Here is a 23111-nt window from a genome sequence, read left to right as displayed (position 1 = left end):
CGACCTCCCTTTTCGCCTTATTCCTCTTCCGTAACAGTCGGTTGAACGACTTGTTCTAACGCCGATGTTGCGTTCGGGATGTTGTCGTCATCTTCATCTTTCATTTCAACTTCTTCATCGTCCGCAGACATCATCTTGACTTCCATACCGAGCGCTTGGAGCTCTTTAATCAAGACGCGGAACGATTCAGGAACGCCCGCTTTCGGAACGCTCTCACCTTTCACGATGGCCTCGTATGCTTTCACACGGCCAACCGTGTCATCCGACTTGATTGTAAGGATTTCCTGGAGCGTGTAGGCTGCGCCGTACGCTTCAAGTGCCCATACTTCCATCTCACCGAAACGTTGTCCACCGAACTGTGCTTTACCACCGAGCGGTTGTTGCGTGACGAGCGAGTATGGTCCTGTCGAACGAGCGTGAAGTTTATCATCAACCATGTGCGCGAGTTTGATCATGTACATGACACCGACCGAGACGCGGTTATCGAACGCTTCACCAGTACGACCGTCATAGAGACGAGTCTTAGCATCTTTGTCCATTCCAGCTTCTTCAATCGTTGCCCATACGTCTTCCTCACGCGCACCATCGAATACAGGTGTCGCCACTTTGATGCCGAGCTTTTTAGCCGCCATTCCAAGGTGGAGTTCGAGTACCTGACCGATGTTCATCCGTGATGGTACACCTAGTGGGTTAAGCATGATGTCAATCGGTGTGCCGTCCGGCATGTATGGCATATCTTCTTCAGGGAGGATTCGCGAGATAACACCTTTGTTACCGTGACGTCCCGCCATCTTATCCCCTTCGTGAATCTTACGTTTTTGAACGATGTAGACACGAACCATTTGGTTCACGCCCGGTGAGAGTTCGTCACCGTTTTCACGATCGAACACTTTGACATCCAAAATGATGCCGTCGCCGCCGTTTGGTACACGGAGTGACGTATCACGGACTTCACGTGCCTTCTCACCGAAGATCGCGTGCAAGAGACGCTCTTCCGCCGTCAATTCAGTCACGCCTTTAGGCGTTACTTTACCGACGAGGATATCGCCATCCTTGACTTCCGCACCGATGCGGATGATCCCACGGTCGTCCAAGTTGCGAAGTGCGTCATCCCCGACGTTTGGAATATCACGTGTGATTTCCTCAGGTCCGAGTTTCGTATCGCGTGATTCTGACTCGTACTCTTCGATATGAATCGATGTGTACACGTCATCTTTCACGAGACGCTCACTCATGATGATCGCATCCTCATAGTTGTAACCGTCCCATGTCATGAAGGCGACCACGACGTTACGGCCGAGCGCGAGCTCACCCATATCCATCGATGGACCGTCAGCAAGGATTTCTCCTTTTTCGACACGGTCACCAGCAGCGATGATCGGCTTCTGGTTGTAGCATGTCCCTTGGTTCGAACGGACATACTTTTGAAGTTTGTAGCGGTCAAGGTCACCTGATACCTCAGAACCGTTCACGTCAGACGTGCGGCGGACCAAGATTTCACGTGCTGTGACACGCTCGACGACACCTGGGAATTTCGCGATGATCGCGGCTCCAGAGTCTTTCGCTGATACGTACTCCATCCCAGTACCGATAATCGGTGAATCTGGTTGAAGAAGCGGTACAGCTTGACGTTGCATGTTCGCTCCCATGAGGGCACGGTTCGAGTCATCGTTCTCAAGGAACGGGATACATGCCGTCGCGGCAGAAACAACCTGTTTCGGCGATACGTCCATGTAATCGACTCGGTTCGGCTCAACTGACAAGTTTTGTCCGCGGAAGCGGCAAAGGACTTGTTCGTTGGCGAAACCGCCTTCTTCTGTGAGCGGCATGTTCGCCTGGGCGACGACGTAGAGATCTTCTTCATCCGCCGTCATATATTGAATCTCGCTCGTGACGAGACCTGTTTCTGGGTCGACTCGACGATACGGTGCTTCGATGAAGCCGTATTCGTTTACTTTCGCATAAGACGAAAGTGAGTTGATGAGACCGATGTTCGGTCCTTCTGGTGTTTCGATTGGACACATCCGACCGTAGTGCGAATAGTGAACGTCTCGAACTTCGAAACCAGCACGCTCACGTGTCAAACCACCCGGTCCAAGTGCAGAGAGACGACGCTTGTGCGTGAGCTCTGCGAGCGGGTTTGTTTGGTCCATGAACTGTGATAATTGCGAGCTACCGAAGAACTCTTTTAGCGATGCGATTACCGGGCGAATGTTGATAAGCGCCTGTGGTGTGATCGCATTTTGATCTTGAATCGACATCCGTTCTTTAACGACACGTTCCATACGAGAAAGCCCGATCCGGAATTGGTTTTGGAGAAGTTCTCCGACTGAACGAAGACGACGGTTTCCTAAGTGGTCGATGTCATCTGTTGTTCCGACTTCGTGTAGCAAGTTAAAGAAGTAGTTGATCGATGCGATGATATCAGCCGGCGTGATGTGCTTCACGCTACGGTCGATATTGCCGTTACCGATAATGTTCAAGATACGCTCTCCATCTGGGTCATCTGGTGAGATAACTTTGATTGATTGAAGACCGAACGGTTCACCTTCAGCGACGCCGCCTGTCGGCTCAGCATCCATATAACCGAGGCCATTCTCCAAGTGTGGAAGAACGCGGTCAAGGTTGCGACGATCGAGGATTGTTCCAGCTTCAGCGATGACTTCGCCTGTTTCTGGGTCAACGAGCGTCTCGGCCAATTTTTGGCCGAAGAGACGGTTTTTAAGATGAAGTTTTTTGTTCATCTTGTAGCGACCGACGTTGGCAAGGTCGTAACGTTTTGGGTCGAAGAAACGAGATACGAGAAGTGACTTCGCGTTCTCAACCGTTGGTGGTTCACCAGGGCGGAGACGCTCGTAAATTTCGATCAACGCTTTTTCTGTTGATTCTGTATTATCTTTTTCAAGGGTATTACGAAGATATTCGTCATCCCCGAGAAGATCGATAATCTCTTGGTCCGTACCGAATCCGAGGGCACGCAACAACACCGTTACCGGGATCTTACGGGTACGGTCGATACGAACGTAAACGATATCTTTGGCATCTGTCTCAAGTTCGAGCCATGCACCGCGGTTCGGAATGACTGTCGCACCGAAACCACGCTTACCGTTTTTATCGAGTTTCGCGTTGTAGTAAACGCTCGGTGAACGAACAAGCTGGGAAACAATAACGCGTTCTGCACCGTTAATGATAAACGTTCCCGATTCTGTCATGAGCGGGAAATCACCCATGAATACTTCTTGTTCTTTGAGCTCACCTGTCTCTTTGTTTTGCAGACGTACTTTTACGCGCAACGGCGCAGAGTAAGTTACGTCTCGCTCCTTCGACTCATCGATCGAATACTTCGGCTCACTGAGCGAATAATCGATGAACTCGAGCACAAGGTTTCCAGTGAAGTCGGAGATTGGCGAAATGTCCGTAAACATCTCTTTCAATCCTTCACGTAAGAACCACTCGTAAGAAGCAGTTTGAATTTCAATCAAATTCGGAAGCTCTAATACCTCACTGATACGGGCAAAGCTTCTTCTCTGACGGTGACGACCGTACTGAACAAGTTGACCAGTCAACTGATTCACCTCTCAGACCCCCAATTCTCTATCGAATTTTTCGGGCGTAATAATCGAACATTGTCATTGAATGTCGTCTCTTTTCCGCGTCTAAAAAGCGGCAAACGCGGCAGTTCAAGGCGAATTCCATTCCAATGGCATTTTATAATGTTAGCATATACGTTATAGCGAGTCAACAAGACTTCACCGTTTGTCAAGAGCGAATTGCTCGGAAAATGAAATACCCTTTCTCTTTCACAACCGTCTCGACTTGACCAAATACATCTTCAAGCAACTTCTTGGCAGAAGGCGCTCCTTGTTTCTTTTGGATGACGACATAGAGCGCTCCACCTACGACGAGATGCGCATGCGCGTCTCGCAGAATCGTATGGACCACTTGCTTCCCGGCCCGAATTGGCGGATTGGTCACGATTGCGGCGAACTGTTCATCACCGACCGCGTCGTAAGCGTGGCTGAGCCGCGTCTCGATCGTCACTCCGTTCTGGGCGGCGTTTTGCTCTGACAAGGCAAGCGCTCGCTCGTTCACGTCGACGAGGAGTGCTTCACGCCCAGAGGCGTCGGCAAGCGAGATCCCCATCGGACCGTAGCCGCAGCCCACATCTAAAATGCGCCCTTCAACATCAGGCACTTCAAATGATTCGATTAAGAGACGTGACCCAAAATCGACCGATCCTTTCGAGAACACGCCGCGGTCCGAGGTGAAGCGATATGTCTTCCCTCGTAACTCGTACGTCCATGTCTCAGGGGCACTTTTCGAACGAGGGTCGTTCGTATAGTAATGATCTCCCATGCATTGAACCTCCTAACCCACTCTTCAAGGAAATAAAAGAAGCTCGCCATAGCGAGCTTCTATAGGTTGTGAAGTAAAAGTTGGATTACTTAACTTCGACAGTTGCGCCAGCTTCTTCAAGCTTAGCTTTGACTGCGTCTGCGTCTTCTTTAGAAACGCCTTCTTTGACTGGAGCCGGAGTTCCGTCAACGAGTGCTTTCGCTTCTTTAAGACCGAGGCCTGTAAGTTCACGAACTGCTTTGATGACGTTGATTTTACCAGCGCCAGCGTTTGTGAGGATTACGTCGAATTCAGTTTGCTCTTCAGCTGCTGCTGCGCCTGCACCTGCAACTGCTACTGGAGCTGCTGCTGATACGCCGAATTCTTCTTCGATTGTTTTTACGAGTTCGTTAAGTTCGAGAACCGTCATTGATTTGAGGTCTTCGATGAATTGCTCTTTGTTGAAAGCCATTATGGTTTTCCTCCTTTGATGTTGTAAAGATTGGTTTTGGTTACGCTACGAGACAAAAATTAAGCAGTTTGCTCTTCTTTTTGTTCTGCGATTGCGTTTGTTGCGACTGCGAGCCCACGGATTGGAGCTTGAAGGACGCTGAGAAGCATCGAGAGAAGACCATCGCGTGATGGAAGTTCTGCAAGGGCTTTAACTTCTTCAAGTGAAGTTACTTTGCCTTCGATGATTCCGCCTTTCAATTCGAGCGCTTTGTGCTCTTTCGAGAAGTCGTTCAAGATCTTCGCTGGAGCTACAACGTCTTCGTTCGAGAACGCGATTGCTGTAGGGCCAGTGAAGACTTCGTCAAGACCTTCGAAGTTCGACTGAACTGCTGCGCGGCGAAGGAGACCGTTTTTGTATACTTTGAACTCGATTCCAGCGTCACGGAGTGATTTACGGAGTGTAGTCACTTCTTCAACTGTAAGTCCACGGTAGTCAACAACGATTGTCCCAACGCTTGCTTGCATTTTCTCAGCGATTTCATCGACGAGTGCCGATTTCTGAGATACGATTTTTTCGCTTGCCATGTGTTTGCACCTCCTAGTCAATTCTTATACCGGACGAGAGGCTGCTCTCCAAAAAGAAATCCCTCGTATGAAGACATACGAGGGCGTAATTGTTTGAAAGTAAACCTGTGACAACAGGCTCAAGTTCGAGCAAAGACACCTCGGAAGGGTTTACGGACCGATGTCCACCTTCTGTCTACGGTAATCCAACATATTCGGTTGAACGTGTATTACTTTAACAGCGGTATCACACGTTGTCAACAGTTTATTTCAAGTAGATTACTTGATGAAGTCGGCAGTCGCGACACGGATTCCAGGACCCATTGTCGAAGAAAGCGCGATGTTTTTAAGGTAAGTTCCTTTTGCAGTAGCAGGCTTCACTTTCATGAGCGTCTCGATGATTGTTTCGATGTTCTCAGAGAGTTTTGTTGCTTCAAATGACTTCTTACCAACTGGTACGTGGATGTTACCGGCTTTGTCAACGCGGTATTCTACTTTACCAGCTTTGATGTCCGCGATTGCTTTCGCAACGTCGAACGTGACTGTGCCTGTTTTCGGGTTAGGCATGAGGCCTTTTGGTCCGAGAACGCGACCAAGTTTACCAACTTCGCCCATCATGTCAGGTGTCGCAACGATTACATCGAAGTCGAACCATCCTTGTTGGATTTTAGTGATGAACTCAGAGTCACCGACGTAGTCAGCGCCAGCCGCTTCAGCTTCTTTAACTTTTTCGCCTTTTGCGAAGACGAGAACTTTTTGCGTTTTACCAGTACCGTGTGGAAGTACGACGGCACCGCGGATTTGTTGGTCCGCTTTCTTCGGATCTACGCCGAGACGGACAGCAACTTCGATTGTTTCATCGAATTTAGCAGTAGCTGTTTTTTGTACGAGTTCAACGGCCTCAGCGAGTTCGTATGACTTCATGCGGTCAACAAGCTTAGCTGCTTCTTGGTGTTTTTTACCCATGATTCTTTTCCTCCTTGTGGTTAGCGGAATTTCCTCCCACATAATGAAGGGATTGAAGGTGAGCATAATATTCACCGACAATCCCAGAGACTAATAAATTAGTCTTCGATTACAATACCCATACTACGCGCAGTACCTTCAACCATAAGCATCGCTGTTTCAACAGACGACGCGTTAAGGTCAGGCATTTTAAGTTCAGCGATTTCGCGAACTTTATCACGCTTAACCGTTGCTACCTTCTTACGGTTTGGTTCACCAGAACCGCTCTCGATACCAGCAGCTTTCTTCAAAAGAACTGCAGCTGGTGGAGTTTTCGTAATGAATGTAAACGAACGATCTTCGTATACCGTAATGACTACAGGAATAATCAATCCGGCTTGGTCTTGTGTACGAGCGTTGAACTCTTTACAGAATCCCATGATGTTAACACCTGCTTGACCAAGTGCTGGACCTACTGGTGGTGCTGGGTTAGCTTTACCAGCTGGGATTTGAAGTTTAACGAGTTTAGTAACTTTTTTCGCCACGAGACACACCTCCTTAAGTCTAAAATGTGGTTTCTTGGACGTTGTGCGCCCTCCCACTCAATCTATTAGGTCGAGTTTGTACCGAAATATAGCACAACATCAAACATTTCCGATTGTACCATCCGTTTCCGAGAATGGCAAGTGGGTATTAGTTAATTTTCTGAACTTGTTCGAAATCAAGCTCAATTTTTGTTTCACGGCCGAACATGTCAACGACAACTTTGAGCTTCTCTTTATCGGCTTCGATTTCATCAATCGTTCCTTCGAAGTTCTCAAATGCGCCTTCTTTGACACGGACAAGGTCACCGAGTTCGTAGTTGTAACGATCTTTCTTCTCGATGAGGCCCATCTGTGACAAGACGTTCGTCACTTCGTCCGGTTGAAGCGGGATTGGCTTAGCGCCGCCGCCTGTCGAACCGAGGAAGCCGGTGACGTTCGGTGTGTTCCGAACGACATACCACGAATCATCCGTCATGATCATCTCGACGAAGACGTAACCTGGGAAGCTCTTCACTTCTTTTTCTTTAATCTTCTTCTCGCCACTCTTAAGTGTGACTTCTTCTTGCGTTGTTTCAGTCGGAACGAGGACGCGGAAAATTTTATCTTCCATGTTCATCGAACCGATTCGACGTTCTAGGTTTTCTTTGACGTTGTTTTCAAATCCAGAATACGTCTGGACAACAAACCATTGTTTCTCCACGGCTTTCACCTCTTTCCTTAGTTAATCAATAGGTTGACGAGATAGCTGACACCAGTATCTACGCCGAACACGAACAGGCCGATCACGACGACCGTCGCGATGACCGTGATGGTATATTTTGTGAGCTCTTTACGAGTCGGCCAACTCGTTTTCTTTAACTCTTTCCATACATCGCGCAAAAAGTTCATGGTAGCTTCCTCCTACGTTGAATGCCAATCTACATTACTTCGATTCTCGGTGTGTCGTATGCGCATTGCAACGCCGGCAGAACTTTTTCAGCTCGAGCCGTGTCGTCACGTCGTCTTGCTTCATGGTCGAATAACCACTCGACCCGCACGCTGAGCACGCGAGACTTACTTTCTTTGCCATTCATGAGCGCCCCTTTCGACAGCTCTCCCATAAAAAAGAGCGAAAAAAAAACGCCTCCTGTAAATGGCGTCTACGGACAAGGCGCTGCCTTAAAAGTATCACATAGGAGGCGTGCGGTCAATATCGGTTAGCTCGTCATCGTTTTGACGTCGACATGCCGCTCAAACTTTTTCTTCACGCGTTGCAACGCATTGTCAATCGATTTCACATGGCGGTCAAGGTCGTCTGAGATTTCTTGGTACGAACGGCCGTCCAAATAAAGACGTAACACTTTTCGTTCCAAGTCACTCAGGAGCTCGTCCATCTTTTCTTCCATGAACAGTTGTTCTTCTCTCGTGACGAGCAAATCCTGCGGGTCCGTCGGATGCGGCGGCAAGATCACATCGAGCAACGTCCGGTCCGACTCGTCGTCAAAAATCGGCTTGTCGAGCGAGACATAAGAATTGAGCGGGATATGCTTCTGACGGGTCGCCGTTTTGATCGCGGTGATCATTTGGCGGGTGATGCACATCTCGGCAAAACTTTTAAACGAGGCGAGTCGTTCATCGCGGTAATCCCGGACACCTTTATACAGCCCGATCATCCCCTCTTGGACGATATCCTCGTGGTCGGCACCAATCAAAAAGTAAGACCTTGCCTTTGCCCGGACGAAATACCGGTAACGTTCAATCAAAAATTCAAGAGCGTCGCTATCCCCCTCATTACGCGCAAGAAAGACCAGCTCTTCGTCGGACATGCTTTCAAACTGCTCGTATGGCCATCCGTTCATGTTTCTTACCCCCCGGCGATTGATGAACTTATGTAAGTTTGTGCTCTCATTATAGGCGTCAGTTAAAACGACCGTCAAACAAAATTCTAAAAATTCCGTCAATTACATATCGTGTAACTCATATATCTATTAGTATACAACATTCCCTTTCAAATAAATGTCAAATTTAAAACAAAAGACGAGTCCATTTCATGAACTCGTCCGTGATATCTTTCACCGCTTCATTTACGGCGACGTATTTCTTCCAATCGGGCTCTTATGTCTGGGGAGAGGTCGATTGTTTTTCGATTCGACCGGTCCTGTTCGAGTGCCGATCGCTCTTTTTCAATCAACACCTGGGCGTGCTTCCAATCCTTTAATAATTCATTGGCGGGAACCCGAAGCGCTCCTTGTCCGAAGATGACCCACTGTTCGGTGAAATCGTTCGTCGCCACGAACAGCGTCACGAGCCGGTCATCGACAAGGTCGTGCGCACGGCGCTCAATCCATTCGTCCGCCGTCTCGTGTTCTTTCGTGTAGACGACCGCGACACGACTCTGATTCGCTTTCGACTCCCGTCCATACCGCATATGGGCATCGAAGACGATGGTCACTTCGCGACCTGTTACCGCTTGATACTCGGCCATCGCTTCAATCAAATCGGTTCGTGCTTTCTCAAAATCGATATCGCGTAGCTTTCGAAGATGTGGCCATGCGCCAATGATGTTATACCCATCCACGAGGAGTAATTCCCGTTTCTTGATGCTCATGACAATGGGTTACGTGAGCGATGCACTTCATATAAGAGAAGCGCGGCCGCAACCGAGGCGTTCAGCGACGTGACGTGACCGACCATCGGCATGTGGACGAGGAAGTCACACGATTCGCGCACGAGGCGGCTCATCCCTTTACCTTCACTACCGATGACGACGACGAGCGGCATGTTCCCATCGAGGCGACGATAGTCTTGGCTCTCGCTCGCGTCTGTCCCGACGACCCATAGCCCTTTCTCTTTCAATTCTTCAAGCGTCCGTGTCAAGTTCGTGACGCGCGCGACCGGGATATACTCGATCGCTCCTGTCGACGCTTTCGCCACCGTCTGCGTCAAGCCGACCGAGCGACGCTTCGGAATGATAATCCCGTGCGCTCCGACCGCATCCGCCGTCCGCAAAATCGAACCGAGGTTATGTGGGTCTTCGAGTTCATCCAGTAAGATGAACAGCGGCGTTTCTCCTTTTGATTCGGCGAGGGCGAACATGTCTTCCACCGACTTATATTCGTACGCAGCAACCGCGGCGACAACACCTTGGTGATGTTCGCTGCCGGCCATCTTCTCGAGTTTCGTCTTCGGGACGAATGAGATTTGAACCGATGCCTCGTTGGCCATGCCGATGATTTGAGCGAGTGGCCCTTTCTGTTGGCCTTCCATAATGAAGACCTTGTTCATATCACGCCCGCTCCGGAGCGCCTCCATGACCGGATTACGACCGTAAAGGAAGTCGATTCCTTCTTCCATGACATCGACTTCTTGATAGTCAGGTCGTTCTAGCTTCTGACGTTGTGGGCGTTCGTTCCGTTCGCCGCGTGGACGGTCGAAAGAACGTTGCTCCCTTGCTCCGTCATGTCGTTTCGAATGACTCGGTTTCGAGCCATGTGAACGCTTGTTCGATGAGTTCTTCAAGACGATCCCTTCTTTCCATTAGATATGTGTAGCCAATCAATGCCTCGAACGCAGTCGAGTAGCGGTACGTGTGGACATCCGTGCGTTTTGGAATAGAACCGGATTTCGCGTTCTTCCCGCGGCGGACGACCGCCGCTTCATCCTCACTCAAGACACTAGTCTCGAGCCAATGGGTCACAACCCCGGCTTGGGCCGCCGCATTGACGTAGCGGATCGCGCCGCGGTGGAGATCATTCGGCTTCGTCATCCCTTGAGCGAGCAGACGCTTCCGTACCGCCATCTCGTATACGGCGTCCCCCATATAGGCGAGGGCGAGGGCGTTCAGTTGGGGGGCTTGTTGCTTCATAACCGTTTCCACCGCACCCCTTGAGCCGTATCCTCGAGTTGAATCTTCTGCTCTTTCAAGATATCTCGAATTTCATCGGCTCGGGCAAAGTTTCGCTCCGCACGGGCTGTGTTCCGCTCTTGGATCAATTGGTCAATTTCCGCGTCGAGGAGTTCTGCTTCTACTTTAATCGTCAACCCGAGCACGCCTGTCAATTCTTCGAACAGGGCAATCACGTTGTCGAGCGTAACTTTCGACACATGGTCGGCTTTCGCATAGATGTTGGCTTCACGCGCCAAATCGAACAGTACTGTCACCGCGTTCGCCGTATTCATGTCATCATCCATCGCTTCGATGAAGGCTGCTTTAATGGTCGTAAGCTTACGCTCCATCGCCTCGCTCGGCTCTTCAAGGCCAGCCGTGACCGATAGACGATATTCGACGTTTTGATACGCTTCTTTAATGCGATCCCATCCATTCGCCGCTTGTTCGATCAACTCACGGCTATAGTTGATCGGATGACGATAGTGGACCGACAACATGAAGAAGCGGAGCACCATCGCATCGACTTCTTTCAACGCCTCATGGACGAGCAGGAAGTTCCCTAGCGATTTGGACATCTTTTCGTTCTCGATATTGATGAACCCGTTATGCAGCCAGTAGTTAGCAAACTTCGTATGGTTGCATGCCTCCGACTGGGCAATCTCGTTCTCGTGGTGCGGGAATTTGAGGTCGTGTCCACCGGCGTGTATATCAATCGTTGCGCCAAGGTGTTTTTTCGCCATCGCTGAGCACTCGATATGCCAGCCTGGACGACCTTGCCCCCATGGACTTTCCCATGCCGGCTCACCTGGTTTCGCCGCTTTCCACAAGACGAAATCGAGCGGATCTTCTTTCTTTTCCCCGACGTCGACACGTGAGCCCGCTCGCAAGTCTTCGATTGACTGCTGACTCAATTTTCCGTACGTCTCAAACTTACGCGTCCGGAAATAAACGTCCCCACCTGCCTCATACGCAAAATCTTGAGTCTCGAGTTCGCGGATGAACGTGATGATCTCGTCCATCGTGTCTGTAACACGCGGATGGACATCAGCCGGTAAGACATTCAAGGCACCAGTGTCTTCCAAGTAGGCATCGATATAACGGTTCGTCAACGTCCCGACGTCTTCCCCGAGTTCGTTCGCGGTCCGGATAATCTTATCGTCCACATCCGTGAAGTTAAGGACGTATTTGACGTCATAGCCCCGGTACGTCAAGTAACGGCGAACCGTATCAAAGGCGATTGCTGGACGGGCGTTACCGACGTGGATGTAATTGTAGACGGTCGGCCCACATACGTACATCGATACTTTTCCCGGAACGATTGGCACGAACGGTTCTTTCTTATTCGTGAGGCTGTTGTAAAACTGAATCATGTGTGTTTTCCTCCATCCGTTTTTCTAATGAAGCAAGTTTGTCTTCTAACTGTGCGACAGCACGTTCTAGTCGCTCTTGGCATTCGCGGTCCGGGTCTGGGAAGCGATGATCGAGGTCGTGCTGTTTGACGCGCTCGCCGTTCCGAATGACGACCCGCCCTGGAATTCCGACAACGGTCGAGTCAGATGGGACGTCTTTTAAAACGACGGAACTTGCCCCGATTTTGACGCAATCTCCAATCGCGATATTCCCGAGCACTTTAGCCCCGGCCGAGATGAGCACATCATTCCCGATGGTCGGATGACGTTTTCCTTTCTCTTTTCCCGTTCCGCCGAGCGTCACGCCTTGATAAATCGTTACGTCATTCCCGATAATCGCCGTCTCCCCGATGACGATGCCAAACCCATGATCGATAAACAAGCGTTCACCGATGACCGCACCGGGATGAATCTCTATCCCCGTCAACCAACGACTCGTCTGGGCAATCAACTTTGCCATTAACTTCACGTTGCGCGTCCACAGTCCATGCGCGATTCGATGTGCCCAAAGTGCGTGTAACCCTGGATACGTTAAAATGACTTCTACTTTTGAGCGGGCAGCCGGATCGAGCTCGAGCACATTCCGAATATCTTCGCTCACACTTTTCCAAAATCCCATAATTGTTCTCCTTTTCCATATCAAAAACAAAGACGCCCCTGTGCCAAGGCACAGAGACGCCGTAAGCGCGGTTCCACTCTGTTTGGGAAAGTTCCCCTCTCAAGTCTCGTTAACGCCGAGTCGCGGTCCCGACTACATATCGCCGGAACGGCTCCGAGGTGCACTTCGACGGGGGACCACTCTAGAACTTCCAGCCTTGGTTCTAGTCTCTGTTAAGTGTCATACCGCTTACTTTCCTCATCATTGCCTTTAAGCTAATAATGTTGTGAGACGTGCCAAGACACGCTCTTTGCCAATCAATGAAATAGCGTTCGGAAGTTCTGGTCCGTGCGTCTGCCCCGTCGTTGCGACGCGGATCGGCATGAACAAGTTCTTCCCTTTTTGCCCAGTTGCCTTTTGTGTCGCTTTTGTCGCTGCTTTGACGGCTTCCGGCGTGAAGTCTTCGATTGCTTCAAGCTGAGTCTTGAACTCGGCAAGAACAGCCGGTACCGTTTCCCCAGCGAGGACTGCATTGGCCTCTTCGTCGTATTCGACCTCATCTTTAAAGAACAGATCCGTCAATGATACGATTTCAGCACCGTGCGTCATTTGTTCTTTATAGAGAGCGATGAGCGCTGTCGCCCAATCGGCTTGTTCCATTGACAAAGCGTTCGGTAAACGTCCTGCTTCTTGTAAGAATGGTAAACTGAGTGCCACCACTTCGTCAAGCGAAGCTTGTTTCATGTAGACGCTGTTAATCCAAGCGAGTTTCTGTTGGTCGAAGACGGCCGGACTCTTCGACAAACGACCTGCGTCAAACATCTCAATGAATGTTTCTTTCGTAAAGATTTCTTCTTCTCCAACCGGAGACCAACCAAGAAGTGAGATGAAGTTAAAGAGCGCCCCTGGGAGGTACCCGAGGTCCGCATATTGCTCGATGAACTGGATGATTGACTCATCGCGTTTCGAGAGCTTCTTATGGTTTTCGTTATAAATCAAAGTCATATGACCAAACGCAGGGTAGTCCCAACCGAGCGCATCATAGACCATCATCTGTTTCGGTGTGTTGGCGATATGGTCGTCCCCACGCAACACGTGGCTGATGTTCATCAAGTGGTCATCGACGACAACAGCGAAGTTATACGTCGGAATCCCGTCTTGTTTGACGATGACCCAGTCACCAAAATCTTTTGATTCGAACGAGACGTCCCCTTTGACGACGTCGGTCCACTTGTACGTGACCGCTTCCGGTACACGAATTCGAATCGATGGTTTACGTCCCTCGGCTTCGAACGCCGCACGCTCTTCGTCACTCAAGTTACGATGTGCACCTGAATAGCGTGGTGCTTCGCCGCGCGCGATTTGGGCTTCGCGTTCCGCCTCGAGTTCTTCTGACGTCATATAGCATTTATAAGCGAGTCCTTTGTCCATCAACTCGTTCACGTATTGATTATAGAGGTCGAGTCGCTCCATTTGGAAGTAAGGACCGTGATCGCCGCCGCGGCCTGGACCTTCATCCCAATCGATGCCGAGCCATTCCAAGTATTTCATTTGACTCTCAACACCGTTCTCAACGTTCCGTTTCTGGTCCGTATCCTCGATTCGGAGAATCATCTTCCCGCCGGCATGGCGAGCATACAAATAGTTAAATAGCGCGGTCCGGGCGTTCCCAATATGAAGGTGACCCGTCGGACTCGGCGCATAGCGTACGCGCACTTCACTCATAATATTTCCACCTTTCTTCTCTTCTGCCCAAATAGTATACCACTTTTGTCAAGCACGGTTGAGCAGGATGACCGCCTGGGCGGCAATTCCTTCTTCACGTCCGGTGAAGCCGAGCTTTTCAGTCGTCGTCGCCTTAACGTTCACTTGGCTGATGTCTGCCTCGAGCAACTCGGCGATGACCGCTCGCATATCGTCGATGTACGTACGAAGCTTCGGTCGCTCTGCCATCACTGTCGCATCGACGTTGCCGAGCACATAGCCTTCCGCTTTGACGAGTTGCCAGACGTGTTGCAACAACACCTTTGAATCCGCATCTTTAAAGTTCGGGTCCGTATCTGGGAAATGCTTGCCGATATCGCCCGCTGCGATCGCCCCAAGGGCTGCATCGGCAATCGTATGCAACAAGACGTCCGCATCCGAGTGGCCAAGCAGGCCGCGGTCGTGTGGAATCTCGATTCCCCCTAAAATGAGCGGACGCCCTTCGGCGAACGCGTGTACATCAAATCCTTGTCCGATTCTCATCGATAGTCCTCCTTCGTTAAAATCGCCTCTCCAAACAATAAATCTTCCGGCGTCGTGATTTTAATGTTGTGATAGTCACCTGTCAACACAGTCACTTTTTTGCCCGCCCACTCGAATAAACTCGCATCGTCCGTGCCGATGAACCCAGAAATTTCTGCCTGGTCATGGACGGCCCGAATGTCGGCTGCGCGAAACGCCTGTGGAGTTTGTGCTAGCCATAACGCCTCACGTGGCACCGTATGTGTAATGTGTCCGACTGCGACTTGTTTGACCGTGTCTTTGACTGGGACGGCAAGGATCGCACCTTCCGTCTCGGCTGCCTCCGCGATAGCGTGAAGTTGATCGATACGTACGAACGGCCGTGCCCCGTCATGAATCAAGACGATGCCGTTCGGGTCGACGACTTGTAAACCGGCCCGAACGCTCTGTTGTCGTTCTTCCCCACCCGTCACATATGTAATCGGGGTCTCTAGATGATGCAACTGCCGCTCGAACCATTCTTGTTCCTCCGGACGCACAGCGAGAACGATGCGCTCACACCATACATCGTTTGAGAACGCCTCGACCGTCCAGACGATAATCGGTTTTCCTTGCAGCGCCAGCATTAATTTATTCTCATCGGCCCCCATCCGCTTCCCTTTACCTGCGGCTGGGATGACCACCGTATAACGCACCATTCCATTCACCTCTTTTCGTGAAAAAAGAGAGCGCTAATGCGTCTCTTTTTCCATACTTATTCAGGACGAGCAAAAATCATACGACCCGCCGATGTTTGAAGCACGCTCGTCACGACAACAGGCAACGTCTTCGAAATCAACTTGCGTCCGCCTTCAACGACGACCATCGTGCCGTCTTCGAGGTACGCGACGCCTTGATTTTGTTCTTTTCCTTCTTTAATGACCGTCACGACCATCTCTTCCCCTGGAATGACGATCTGTTTGACCGAATTGGCCAAATCGTTAATATTCAATACCGGGACGTTCCGAACTTCGCACACTTTGTTCAAATTGTAGTCGTTCGTCACGACGATGCCTTTTTTCAACTCCGCCAATTTGATCAACTTGATGTCCACTTCGGCGACGTCTTCGAAATCGCCGTCATAAATCTCGACTTCGATGCGGTCGTTGTCTTGCAACTCTTTTAAAATATCGAGCCCACGACGCCCACGATTCCGCTTCAATGTATCCGATGAATCGGCAATATATTGAAGTTCGCCGATGACAAATTGCGGCACGATGAGCGTCCCTTCAATAAAACCGGTCTTCGAAATGTCAGCAATCCGACCGTCGATAATGACGCTCGTATCTAAAATTTTATCGTTCGAGCGGCGCAATGGTTCCGCGGCCGGCTTCTCGCGTTCACTCTTGACGAACAGTTTAATCCATTCGTTCCGCTTCCGGTAACCGACAGCAAAACCGAAGTAACCGAACAAGGCAGTCACAAAGATCGGTACGACCTTGCTGAGCAAGAAAATATTCGTCACTTCTAATGAGACACTGATCAAAAAGGCAATCAACAAACCGATAATCAATCCGATCGACCCAAACAAAATATCACCGACCGGTAAACGGACGAGCCGTTCTTCGATGAAACGGATAAATTTAACGACCCCATCGGTCAAGAATAAACTAAGAATGAAGAAGATAAGTCCACCAATCAAACTAGCTACGTAAGGAATCGTCAACCAAGCGGGCACACTCACTCCAAAGTCACCTAACAGCAACATCGCTTCGATAATACCAAACCAGCCGACGACGAGTCCGATCAAAATAAATCCGATTCGCACAGCAATCTTCACTCATTCCACCTCCTTTGTTATGAATTTAAATTTCAAGAAATTAACACTTTCATTGTAACACGGTTTTTTTGAAAGCGTTCGTTACAAAGCGTTAAAAACTGCCGGAAGCGCCCCTTCAGAATGGGATGGCAAGTTGGAGCGCTTCGTCGACAGTGCTGACACCGACGACATCGATGCCAGGTGGGGCCGTCCAGCCCCCGAGGTTGTTTTTCGGAATGATGGCCCGCGTGAATCCGAGCTTGGCCGCTTCGGCGACACGTTGTTCAATCCGTGACACACGCCGGACTTCACCGGTCAAGCCGACTTCACCGATGCAAACATCTGTCGGTCGAGTCGGACGATCCCGGAAGCTTGACGCGATCGAGATGCAAATCGCCAAGTCGATCGCCGGCTCATCCAATTTGACGCCACCTGCCGCTTTCAAATAGGCATCTTGCGTTTGGAGCAACAGACCCGAACGCTTCTCAAGTACGGCCATGAGGAGTGCGACCCGGTTTTGATCGATTCCTGTCGCCATTCGGCGCGGGTTCCCGAACGAGGTCGGCGAGATGAGCGCCTGTAGTTCGACGAGCACGGTCCGCGTCCCTTCCATCGAGGCGACGACGGTGGAACCTGAGACGCCAGCAGTTCGTTCTTCCAAGAAGATTTCAGACGGATTGAGCACTTCTTCGAGCCCACCCTCTTTCATCTCAAAGATGCCAATCTCGTTCGTCGAGCCAAATCGGTTTTTCACGGCCCGTAAAATCCGGAACGTGTGGTGACGTTCACCTTCGAAGTAAAGCACGGCGTCGACCATGTGCTCGAGCAGACGAGGTCCAGCAATTGAACCTTGTTTCGTCACGTGACCGACGATAAAGACGGCGATGCCGCGGGTTTTGGCAATCTTCATAAGCGCTGCCGTACATTCCCGGACTTGGGCGACACTCCCCGGTGCCGATTGAATCTCATCCATATAGACGGTTTGAATCGAATCGATGATGACGAAACCGGGTTCTTCTTCATCGATGACCCGTTCAATCATGAGCATATCCGTCTCGGCGAGGACATATAAGTCTTCCGTTGGCAAACCGAGCCGCTCCGCACGAAGTTTTGTCTGTTTGAGCGACTCTTCTCCGGAAATGTAGAGTACTTTCCGTCCGCTATGGGCGAGATGGGCGCTTACTTGCAAGAGAATCGTCGACTTCCCGATTCCCGGGTCTCCCCCGACGAGGACGAGTGAGCCTGGGACGATTCCACCCCCGAGCACGCGGTCAAACTCTTGGCTGTTCGTATGGACGCGTGTCTCTTCTTGCGATACGACATCTGACAGGCGCTCCGGTTTCAATTGTCTAGAAGAACTATGGACGAACGCGGCACCCCGTTTTGCCTTTTTCTCTTCGACAAACTCTTCGACGAGCGTATTCCATTCATTACAACCTGGGCAACGTCCCATCCATTTTGCGGATTCGTACCCGCATGACTGACATACGTATTTCGTTTTAATTTTTGCCATGATGTTCCTTTCCGTCTAAAAAAGCCCCCTCACACAAGAGAGGGAGCCTTGTATTTACTGAACGACACCTTCATTTCGAACGACGAATTCGCCGTCTTGCACATCGAGCGCCACTTTGCTGCCTTTCGTGATGCTTCCACTGAGCATTGCCTCTGAGAGTCGATCCTCGACCTCACGTTGAAGGGCACGGCGTAGTGGACGAGCACCATACTCAGGATCGTAACCGACTTCAGCAATTTTCTCGAGTGCTGATTCGGTGAGAGTGAAGTCGATCCCTTGTTCGCCAAGACGTTTTGTAAGTGTCTCGGCCATGAGTTTGACGATTTCTTGGATGTGCTCTTTTTGGAGCGAGTGGAAGACGGTGATCTCGTCAATCCGGTTCAAGAACTCGGGGCGGAACGCCTTTTTCAACTCTTCCATGACTTTATCTTTCATTTCAGTATACTCACGTTTCACGTCATCTTCGACCGTGAACCCGACATATTTATTGCGTTTGAGCGCTGCCGCACCGACGTTTGATGTCATGATGATGACGGTATTCCGGAAGTCGACGGTACGTCCTTTCGAGTCAGTCAAGCGACCGTCATCGAGCACTTGTAGCAAGATATTGAACACTTCAGGGTGAGCCTTCTCAATCTCGTCAAGCAAGATAACCGAATATGGCTTGCGGCGAACCTTCTCTGTTAACTGACCGCCTTCTTCATAACCGACATAACCTGGAGGTGAACCGACGAGACGACTTGTCGCATGCTTCTCCATGTACTCTGACATGTCGATCCGGATGATGGCATCTTCGTCACCGAACAACGCCTCAGCGACGGCACGAGCCAACTCGGTCTTCCCGACACCCGTCGGTCCGAGGAAGACGAACGAACCAATCGGACGCTTCGGATCTTTCAAGCCGGCACGAGCCCGGCGAATCGCCCGTGAAATCGATTTGACGGCCTCATCTTGACCGATGACACGACCGTGTAGAATGGATTCGAGTTTGAGGAGACGATCTGTCTCTTCTTCGGCAATCTTCGTCACCGGTACGCCTGTCCAGTTGGCGACGACTTGCGCGATATCTTCTTTCGTTACTTCAAGCTTTTCGTTCCCTTGCTTGTTCTGCCATTCCGCCTTGAGCTGTTCGAGCTCATCACGAAGTTTTTGTTCCGTGTCGCGTAGCGACGCAGCCTTTTCAAACTCTTGACTCTGGACAGCCGAATCCTTCTCTTTACGGATCGACTCGAGACGAGCTTCGAGTTCTTTCAAGTTCGGTGGCGCCGTGAATGAGCGAAGTCTCACTTTCGAAGCAGCCTCATCGACAAGGTCGATTGCCTTATCCGGAAGGAAACGGTCCGAGATGTAACGGTCTGAGAGAACGACAGCTTCATGAATCGCTTCATCTGTAATCGTGACGCGATGGTGTGCCTCATAACGGTCACGTAATCCAAAGAGGATTTGTTCCGCCTCATCCGCCGTCGGTTCATTGACTTGAATCGGCTGGAATCGGCGCTCGAGTGCTGCATCTTTCTCGATGTATTTCCGGTACTCATCAAGTGTCGTCGCCCCGATACATTGGAGTTCGCCACGTGCGAGTGAAGGTTTCAAAATATTCGACGCATCGATTGCCCCTTCAGCTCCACCAGCACCAATCAATGTGTGCAACTCGTCGATGAAGAGGATGACGTTGCCGGCTTGACGAATCTCATCCATCACTTTCTTTAAGCGATCTTCGAACTCACCACGATATTTCGTTCCGGCGACGAGTGTTCCCATATCAAGTACCATGACGCGTTTGTTGCGAAGTGTTTCCGGGACTTCGTTGTTGATGATTTGTTGAGCAAGCCCTTCCACGACTGCCGTTTTCCCGACCCCTGGTTCCCCGATGAGGACCGGGTTGTTTTTCGTCCGGCGTGATAATACTTCAATGACACGTTGGATTTCGCCAGCGCGGCCGATGACTGGATCAAGGCGCGACTCACGCGCCTGTTGCGTCAAGTCACGTGCCAACCCGTCGAGCGTCGGTGTCGCTGCACTCGTTCCCGGCTGTGACGCATTAGAAGATGATTCTGTGTTTCCCAAGAGTTGAAGCACTTGCTGACGTGCCTTCGTCAAACTAACTCCAAGGTTGTTCAAGACACGAGCTGCCACACCTTCGCCTTCACGAATCACACCGAGTAAAATGTGTTCGGTCCCGACATAAGAATGGCCAAGTTTCCGAGCCTCGTCCATCGAGAGTTCAATCACTTTTTTCGCACGTGGTGTATAGTGAATCGTTGAGCCGTTTTCTGAGCCACGGCCAATGAGTGCCTCTACCTCCTGTTGAATCTTTTCAGACGTAAGTCCGAGGGCGAACAACGCCTTAGCGGCAATTCCTTCCCCTTCACGGACGAGTCCGAGTAAAATATGTTCCGTACCAATATTATGATGGCCAAGTCGTACCGCTTCCTCTTGTGCTAAAGCTAATACGCGCTGAGCTCGTTCTGTAAATCGACCAAACATCATTGACAAAACCTCCTTAAAGTTGGATCAAACTAAACCATGATCTAACGTTCGACGAACGAGAGTCGCTCGTTCACGATCTCGCTCTTTCGTAGATAATGTTTTCCCGAAATGTTTTTGTAGGAAACCTGATTGGAGCTTTACAATTAATTCGTGGAACTGGGGTGGACTCCAGTCTGACAAAATACCAAGGTCACTCGCCAAATGCAAATCCGACAGACGTTCAATCGCTTCTGTCGATGATAACAGTTTCGCATAGCGTAAAATTCCGTAGGAGCGATAAAACCGGTCTTCTAACTCGTCTTGGTTACGAGCCAGTAGCTCTTCCCGGGCTTGTCGTTCCGCCTGAATCACTTGTTCTGTAACTTCCATAAAGTCTATTAACAACTGTGACTCATGACTGCCGAGCGTCCGTTGATTCGATAATTGAAACAATCGTCCCGCTGCGTCACTACCTTCTCCATATCGTCCTCGAATCGTATATCCGAGCTTTCGAAGTTCTTTCAGTATAGGAGTAATTCGTCCTGTTAACGTTAATCCAGGGAGATGGAGCATGACTGACGCTCGAAGTCCTGTCCCAATATTGCTTGGACAAGTCGTTAAATACCCGAGCTGTTCGTCGAACGCATATGGGAGAGACTCGCCACAGAGGACGTCGACTCGTTTTGCGAGTTCGAATGCTTCTTCTACTTGATAACCTGGAAGTAACGTCTGGATGCGTAAGTGATCTTCTTCATTAATCAGCACACTGATTGTCTCATCTTCACTTAATAAGACGGCACTTTCTTCTTTTCGAGCGATTGTCGGGCTAATTAAATGTTTTTCAACGAGTGCTTGTCGGGTTACTGAATCGTAACCCCCCATGTTCAAATATTCAAAACCTTGTAATCCACCGAGTGACGTTTCAATGCGTTGACAGAGTTGACGTTGACTTTCTTTAGATAAGACCGGGGAAAAGACCGTATCTTTTAAGTTTCGAGCTAAACGAATGCGCGTTGAAATGACTAAGTCATCAAGTTTCGCTCGCTCTTTCATCTTCGGACCGAGTGGATGCTTGAGAAATGATTCCATCACGCCTCACCTTGTCCTTTCAGCTGAATGATTTCTTTTTTAATTCGCGCTGCACGTTCATAATCTTCTTGTTCGACGGCGCGTTGTAACTCCCCTGCTAACTTGTGAAGTCGCTCTTCGATTCGCTCATCTGGTGTGCGCAACACATCTGGTATCGAACCGACATGAACATCATGGCCTTGTTGATATTGCCGAGTGATTTTAATCAGTTCGTCACGAAATACCGTATAACACGTAGCACATCCAGCTTTTCGTAGATGAGCCAACTCGTTTTGTGTCATTTGACATACCGGACAACGTTTCACGACCGGTACATAACCTGACATGAGTTCTACTGTACAATTACGACAGAATTTACGCGTTACGGGAATGCCATTCTCCACTACTTGAATTTCATTGACGGCAGGTCGCCGTTTGCATCGTTCACATAGCATAGATGTATGCCTCCGTCAGTCAATGGTAACTAAGTAACTTCATTAATGCGAGTAATTGCTGTCTTCGAATCAAATATCGATCCTCAGCTGTCAAACCAAGCGCTTCATCGGATAACAAGTGGTACAGTAAACGAACTTCCCGTTCGCTTAACATTCCTTCTTCAAACAAACGAACCAACATGTTCTCGACAAGTTGTTCGGAAAGACGGGGATGATCATGTAGTATATCAATCAAGCTGGCCAATACGTCTTGCTTTTCATGTAAAATTACGCGACGAATGCGAATATATCCCCCGCCTCCACGCTTACTCTCGACCAAATAACCTTTCTCGACCGTAAAACGTGTATTAATAACGTAGTTGATTTGAGACGGAACACATTCGAAACGCTTGGCGATATCTTGCCGTTTAATTTCGATCGCTTCGGCCTGACTCTCCTTCAGCACTTGCTTTAAATACTGTTCGATTACATCCGATATGTTTCTCATCTCCACCACCCTCTGACCATCTTTGACTTTTGACTATATTCTATCATTGATTCAAAAAAAGGCAAACGAAAAGCGATGTCGCAACTGCGACACCGCTTCAAACAGAAAAAAGACGACCAAGCAGATGCTTGATCGTCCTTCGCGTTGGCCTGGCAACGTCCTATCCTCACAGGGGGAGACCCCCAACTACTTTCGGCGCTGAAGCGCTTAACTTCCGTGTTCGGCATGGGAACGGGTGTGGCCGCTTCGCTATCGCCACCAGACATCGAGAGATTGTTCTCTCAAAACTGAAGACTCATCAATTCATACAAACCATTAGACTAGATCAAAGCCTCGACCGATTAGTATCATTCAGCTCCACACGTCGCCGTGCTTCCA

General features: G+C 49.9%; 24 protein-coding genes, 1 rRNA gene and 2 other annotated features. All 25 genes read right to left on the bottom strand.

Going from position 1 to position 23111, the window contains the following annotated elements; genetic code table 11:
• Positions 1-17: 17 nt before the first annotated feature.
• The 25 genes from rpoB to rrf all read right to left on the bottom strand — a co-directional run bounded on the left by rpoB (position 18) and on the right by rrf (position 22996).
• Positions 18-3566, bottom strand: a complete 3549-nt coding sequence (gene rpoB / locus EVJ34_RS14730) for a DNA-directed RNA polymerase subunit beta (protein WP_034781750.1) — start codon at positions 3564-3566, stop codon at positions 18-20.
• Positions 3567-3759: 193 nt separating this feature from the next.
• Positions 3760-4356, bottom strand: coding sequence for a class I SAM-dependent methyltransferase (locus EVJ34_RS14725; RefSeq protein ID WP_131437956.1), 597 nt, complete (start codon positions 4354-4356; stop codon positions 3760-3762).
• An 85-nt stretch (positions 4357-4441) separates the two neighbouring features.
• On the bottom strand, positions 4442-4807 hold the full coding sequence (rplL, locus tag EVJ34_RS14720) for a 50S ribosomal protein L7/L12 (protein WP_024372175.1): 366 nt from the start codon (positions 4805-4807) through the stop codon (positions 4442-4444).
• Between the two features lie 59 nt (positions 4808-4866).
• Positions 4867-5373 (bottom strand): 50S ribosomal protein L10, encoded by a 507-nt coding sequence (gene rplJ, locus EVJ34_RS14715; protein ID WP_034781718.1) that lies wholly within the window; start codon positions 5371-5373, stop codon positions 4867-4869.
• Positions 5374-5418: 45 nt separating this feature from the next.
• Positions 5419-5572 (bottom strand) — a sequence feature (ribosomal protein L10 leader region).
• A 59-nt stretch (positions 5573-5631) separates the two neighbouring features.
• Positions 5632-6318 (bottom strand): 50S ribosomal protein L1, encoded by a 687-nt coding sequence (gene rplA, locus EVJ34_RS14710; protein ID WP_034781720.1) that lies wholly within the window; start codon positions 6316-6318, stop codon positions 5632-5634.
• A 98-nt stretch (positions 6319-6416) separates the two neighbouring features.
• Positions 6417-6842, bottom strand: a complete 426-nt coding sequence (gene rplK / locus EVJ34_RS14705) for a 50S ribosomal protein L11 (RefSeq protein WP_021066593.1) — start codon at positions 6840-6842, stop codon at positions 6417-6419.
• 148 nt (positions 6843-6990) lie between these two features.
• A complete protein-coding gene (gene nusG, locus EVJ34_RS14700; protein ID WP_114166670.1) occupies positions 6991-7542 on the bottom strand; it encodes a transcription termination/antitermination protein NusG in 552 nt (183 codons plus the stop codon).
• Positions 7543-7559: 17 nt separating this feature from the next.
• The gene (gene secE / locus EVJ34_RS14695; RefSeq protein WP_012727692.1) at positions 7560-7730 is read right to left on the bottom strand and encodes a preprotein translocase subunit SecE; all 171 of its coding nucleotides are present in this window, start codon (positions 7728-7730) and stop codon (positions 7560-7562) included.
• A gap of 34 nt (positions 7731-7764) precedes the next feature.
• On the bottom strand, positions 7765-7911 hold the full coding sequence (gene rpmG / locus EVJ34_RS14690; protein WP_131437957.1) for a 50S ribosomal protein L33: 147 nt from the start codon (positions 7909-7911) through the stop codon (positions 7765-7767).
• A gap of 127 nt (positions 7912-8038) precedes the next feature.
• Entirely contained in the window at positions 8039-8680 is a 642-nt protein-coding gene (sigH, locus tag EVJ34_RS14685) for an RNA polymerase sporulation sigma factor SigH (protein WP_131437959.1), read from the bottom strand.
• Positions 8681-8901: 221 nt separating this feature from the next.
• Positions 8902-9429 carry an NYN domain-containing protein gene (locus EVJ34_RS14680; RefSeq protein ID WP_131437961.1) on the bottom strand — a complete coding sequence of 176 codons (528 nt, stop codon included), beginning with the start codon at positions 9427-9429 and terminating at the stop codon, positions 8902-8904.
• Positions 9426-10175, bottom strand: coding sequence for a 23S rRNA (guanosine(2251)-2'-O)-methyltransferase RlmB (gene rlmB, locus EVJ34_RS14675; protein WP_029594424.1), 750 nt, complete (start codon positions 10173-10175; stop codon positions 9426-9428). Before rlmB ends, EVJ34_RS14680 begins: the two co-directional genes overlap by 4 nt.
• A 103-nt stretch (positions 10176-10278) precedes the next feature.
• Complete coding sequence (locus EVJ34_RS14670) at positions 10279-10686, bottom strand: Mini-ribonuclease 3 (RefSeq protein WP_131437964.1); 408 nt, start codon at positions 10684-10686, stop codon at positions 10279-10281.
• Entirely contained in the window at positions 10683-12080 is a 1398-nt protein-coding gene (gene cysS / locus EVJ34_RS14665; RefSeq protein WP_131437966.1) for a cysteine--tRNA ligase, read from the bottom strand. Before cysS ends, EVJ34_RS14670 begins: the two co-directional genes overlap by 4 nt.
• Complete coding sequence (gene cysE / locus EVJ34_RS14660) at positions 12049-12738, bottom strand: serine O-acetyltransferase (RefSeq protein WP_131437968.1); 690 nt, start codon at positions 12736-12738, stop codon at positions 12049-12051. The genes cysS and cysE overlap by 32 nt, the downstream gene beginning before the upstream one ends.
• Positions 12739-12787: 49 nt before the next feature.
• Positions 12788-12991, bottom strand: a binding site (T-box leader).
• Positions 12988-14445 (bottom strand): glutamate--tRNA ligase, encoded by a 1458-nt coding sequence (gltX, locus tag EVJ34_RS14655; protein WP_201739718.1) that lies wholly within the window; start codon positions 14443-14445, stop codon positions 12988-12990. (Overlaps the previous feature by 4 nt.)
• Before the next feature lie 45 nt (positions 14446-14490).
• Positions 14491-14964 carry a 2-C-methyl-D-erythritol 2,4-cyclodiphosphate synthase gene (gene ispF / locus EVJ34_RS14650; protein WP_131437972.1) on the bottom strand — a complete coding sequence of 158 codons (474 nt, stop codon included), beginning with the start codon at positions 14962-14964 and terminating at the stop codon, positions 14491-14493.
• Entirely contained in the window at positions 14961-15638 is a 678-nt protein-coding gene (ispD, locus tag EVJ34_RS14645; protein WP_304988509.1) for a 2-C-methyl-D-erythritol 4-phosphate cytidylyltransferase, read from the bottom strand. The genes ispF and ispD overlap by 4 nt, the downstream gene beginning before the upstream one ends.
• Before the next feature lie 59 nt (positions 15639-15697).
• Complete coding sequence (locus EVJ34_RS14640; RefSeq protein ID WP_131486134.1) at positions 15698-16762, bottom strand: PIN/TRAM domain-containing protein; 1065 nt, start codon at positions 16760-16762, stop codon at positions 15698-15700.
• 115 nt (positions 16763-16877) lie between these two features.
• A complete protein-coding gene (radA, locus tag EVJ34_RS14635) occupies positions 16878-18254 on the bottom strand; it encodes a DNA repair protein RadA (RefSeq protein WP_034781742.1) in 1377 nt (458 codons plus the stop codon).
• A gap of 54 nt (positions 18255-18308) precedes the next feature.
• Complete coding sequence (gene clpC, locus EVJ34_RS14630; RefSeq protein ID WP_131486133.1) at positions 18309-20744, bottom strand: ATP-dependent protease ATP-binding subunit ClpC; 2436 nt, start codon at positions 20742-20744, stop codon at positions 18309-18311.
• A 24-nt stretch (positions 20745-20768) separates the two neighbouring features.
• The gene (locus tag EVJ34_RS14625) at positions 20769-21812 is read right to left on the bottom strand and encodes a protein arginine kinase (RefSeq protein ID WP_131486132.1); all 1044 of its coding nucleotides are present in this window, start codon (positions 21810-21812) and stop codon (positions 20769-20771) included.
• Positions 21812-22138, bottom strand: coding sequence for a UvrB/UvrC motif-containing protein (locus EVJ34_RS14620; protein ID WP_236634636.1), 327 nt, complete (start codon positions 22136-22138; stop codon positions 21812-21814). Before EVJ34_RS14620 ends, EVJ34_RS14625 begins: the two co-directional genes overlap by 1 nt.
• Before the next feature lie 127 nt (positions 22139-22265).
• A complete protein-coding gene (locus tag EVJ34_RS14615; RefSeq protein ID WP_131437982.1) occupies positions 22266-22733 on the bottom strand; it encodes a CtsR family transcriptional regulator in 468 nt (155 codons plus the stop codon).
• 147 nt (positions 22734-22880) lie between these two features.
• Positions 22881-22996 (bottom strand): 5S ribosomal RNA (rrf, locus tag EVJ34_RS14610).
• Between the last annotated feature and the right edge of the window lie 115 nt (positions 22997-23111).

The sequence above is a fragment of the Exiguobacterium sp. SL-9 genome, assembly GCF_004336985.1.
In the GTDB taxonomy this organism is placed as follows: domain Bacteria; phylum Bacillota; class Bacilli; order Exiguobacteriales; family Exiguobacteriaceae; genus Exiguobacterium.
Note: the sequence above shows the minus strand (reverse complement) of the source record. Positions and strands in the feature narration are given on the sequence as shown.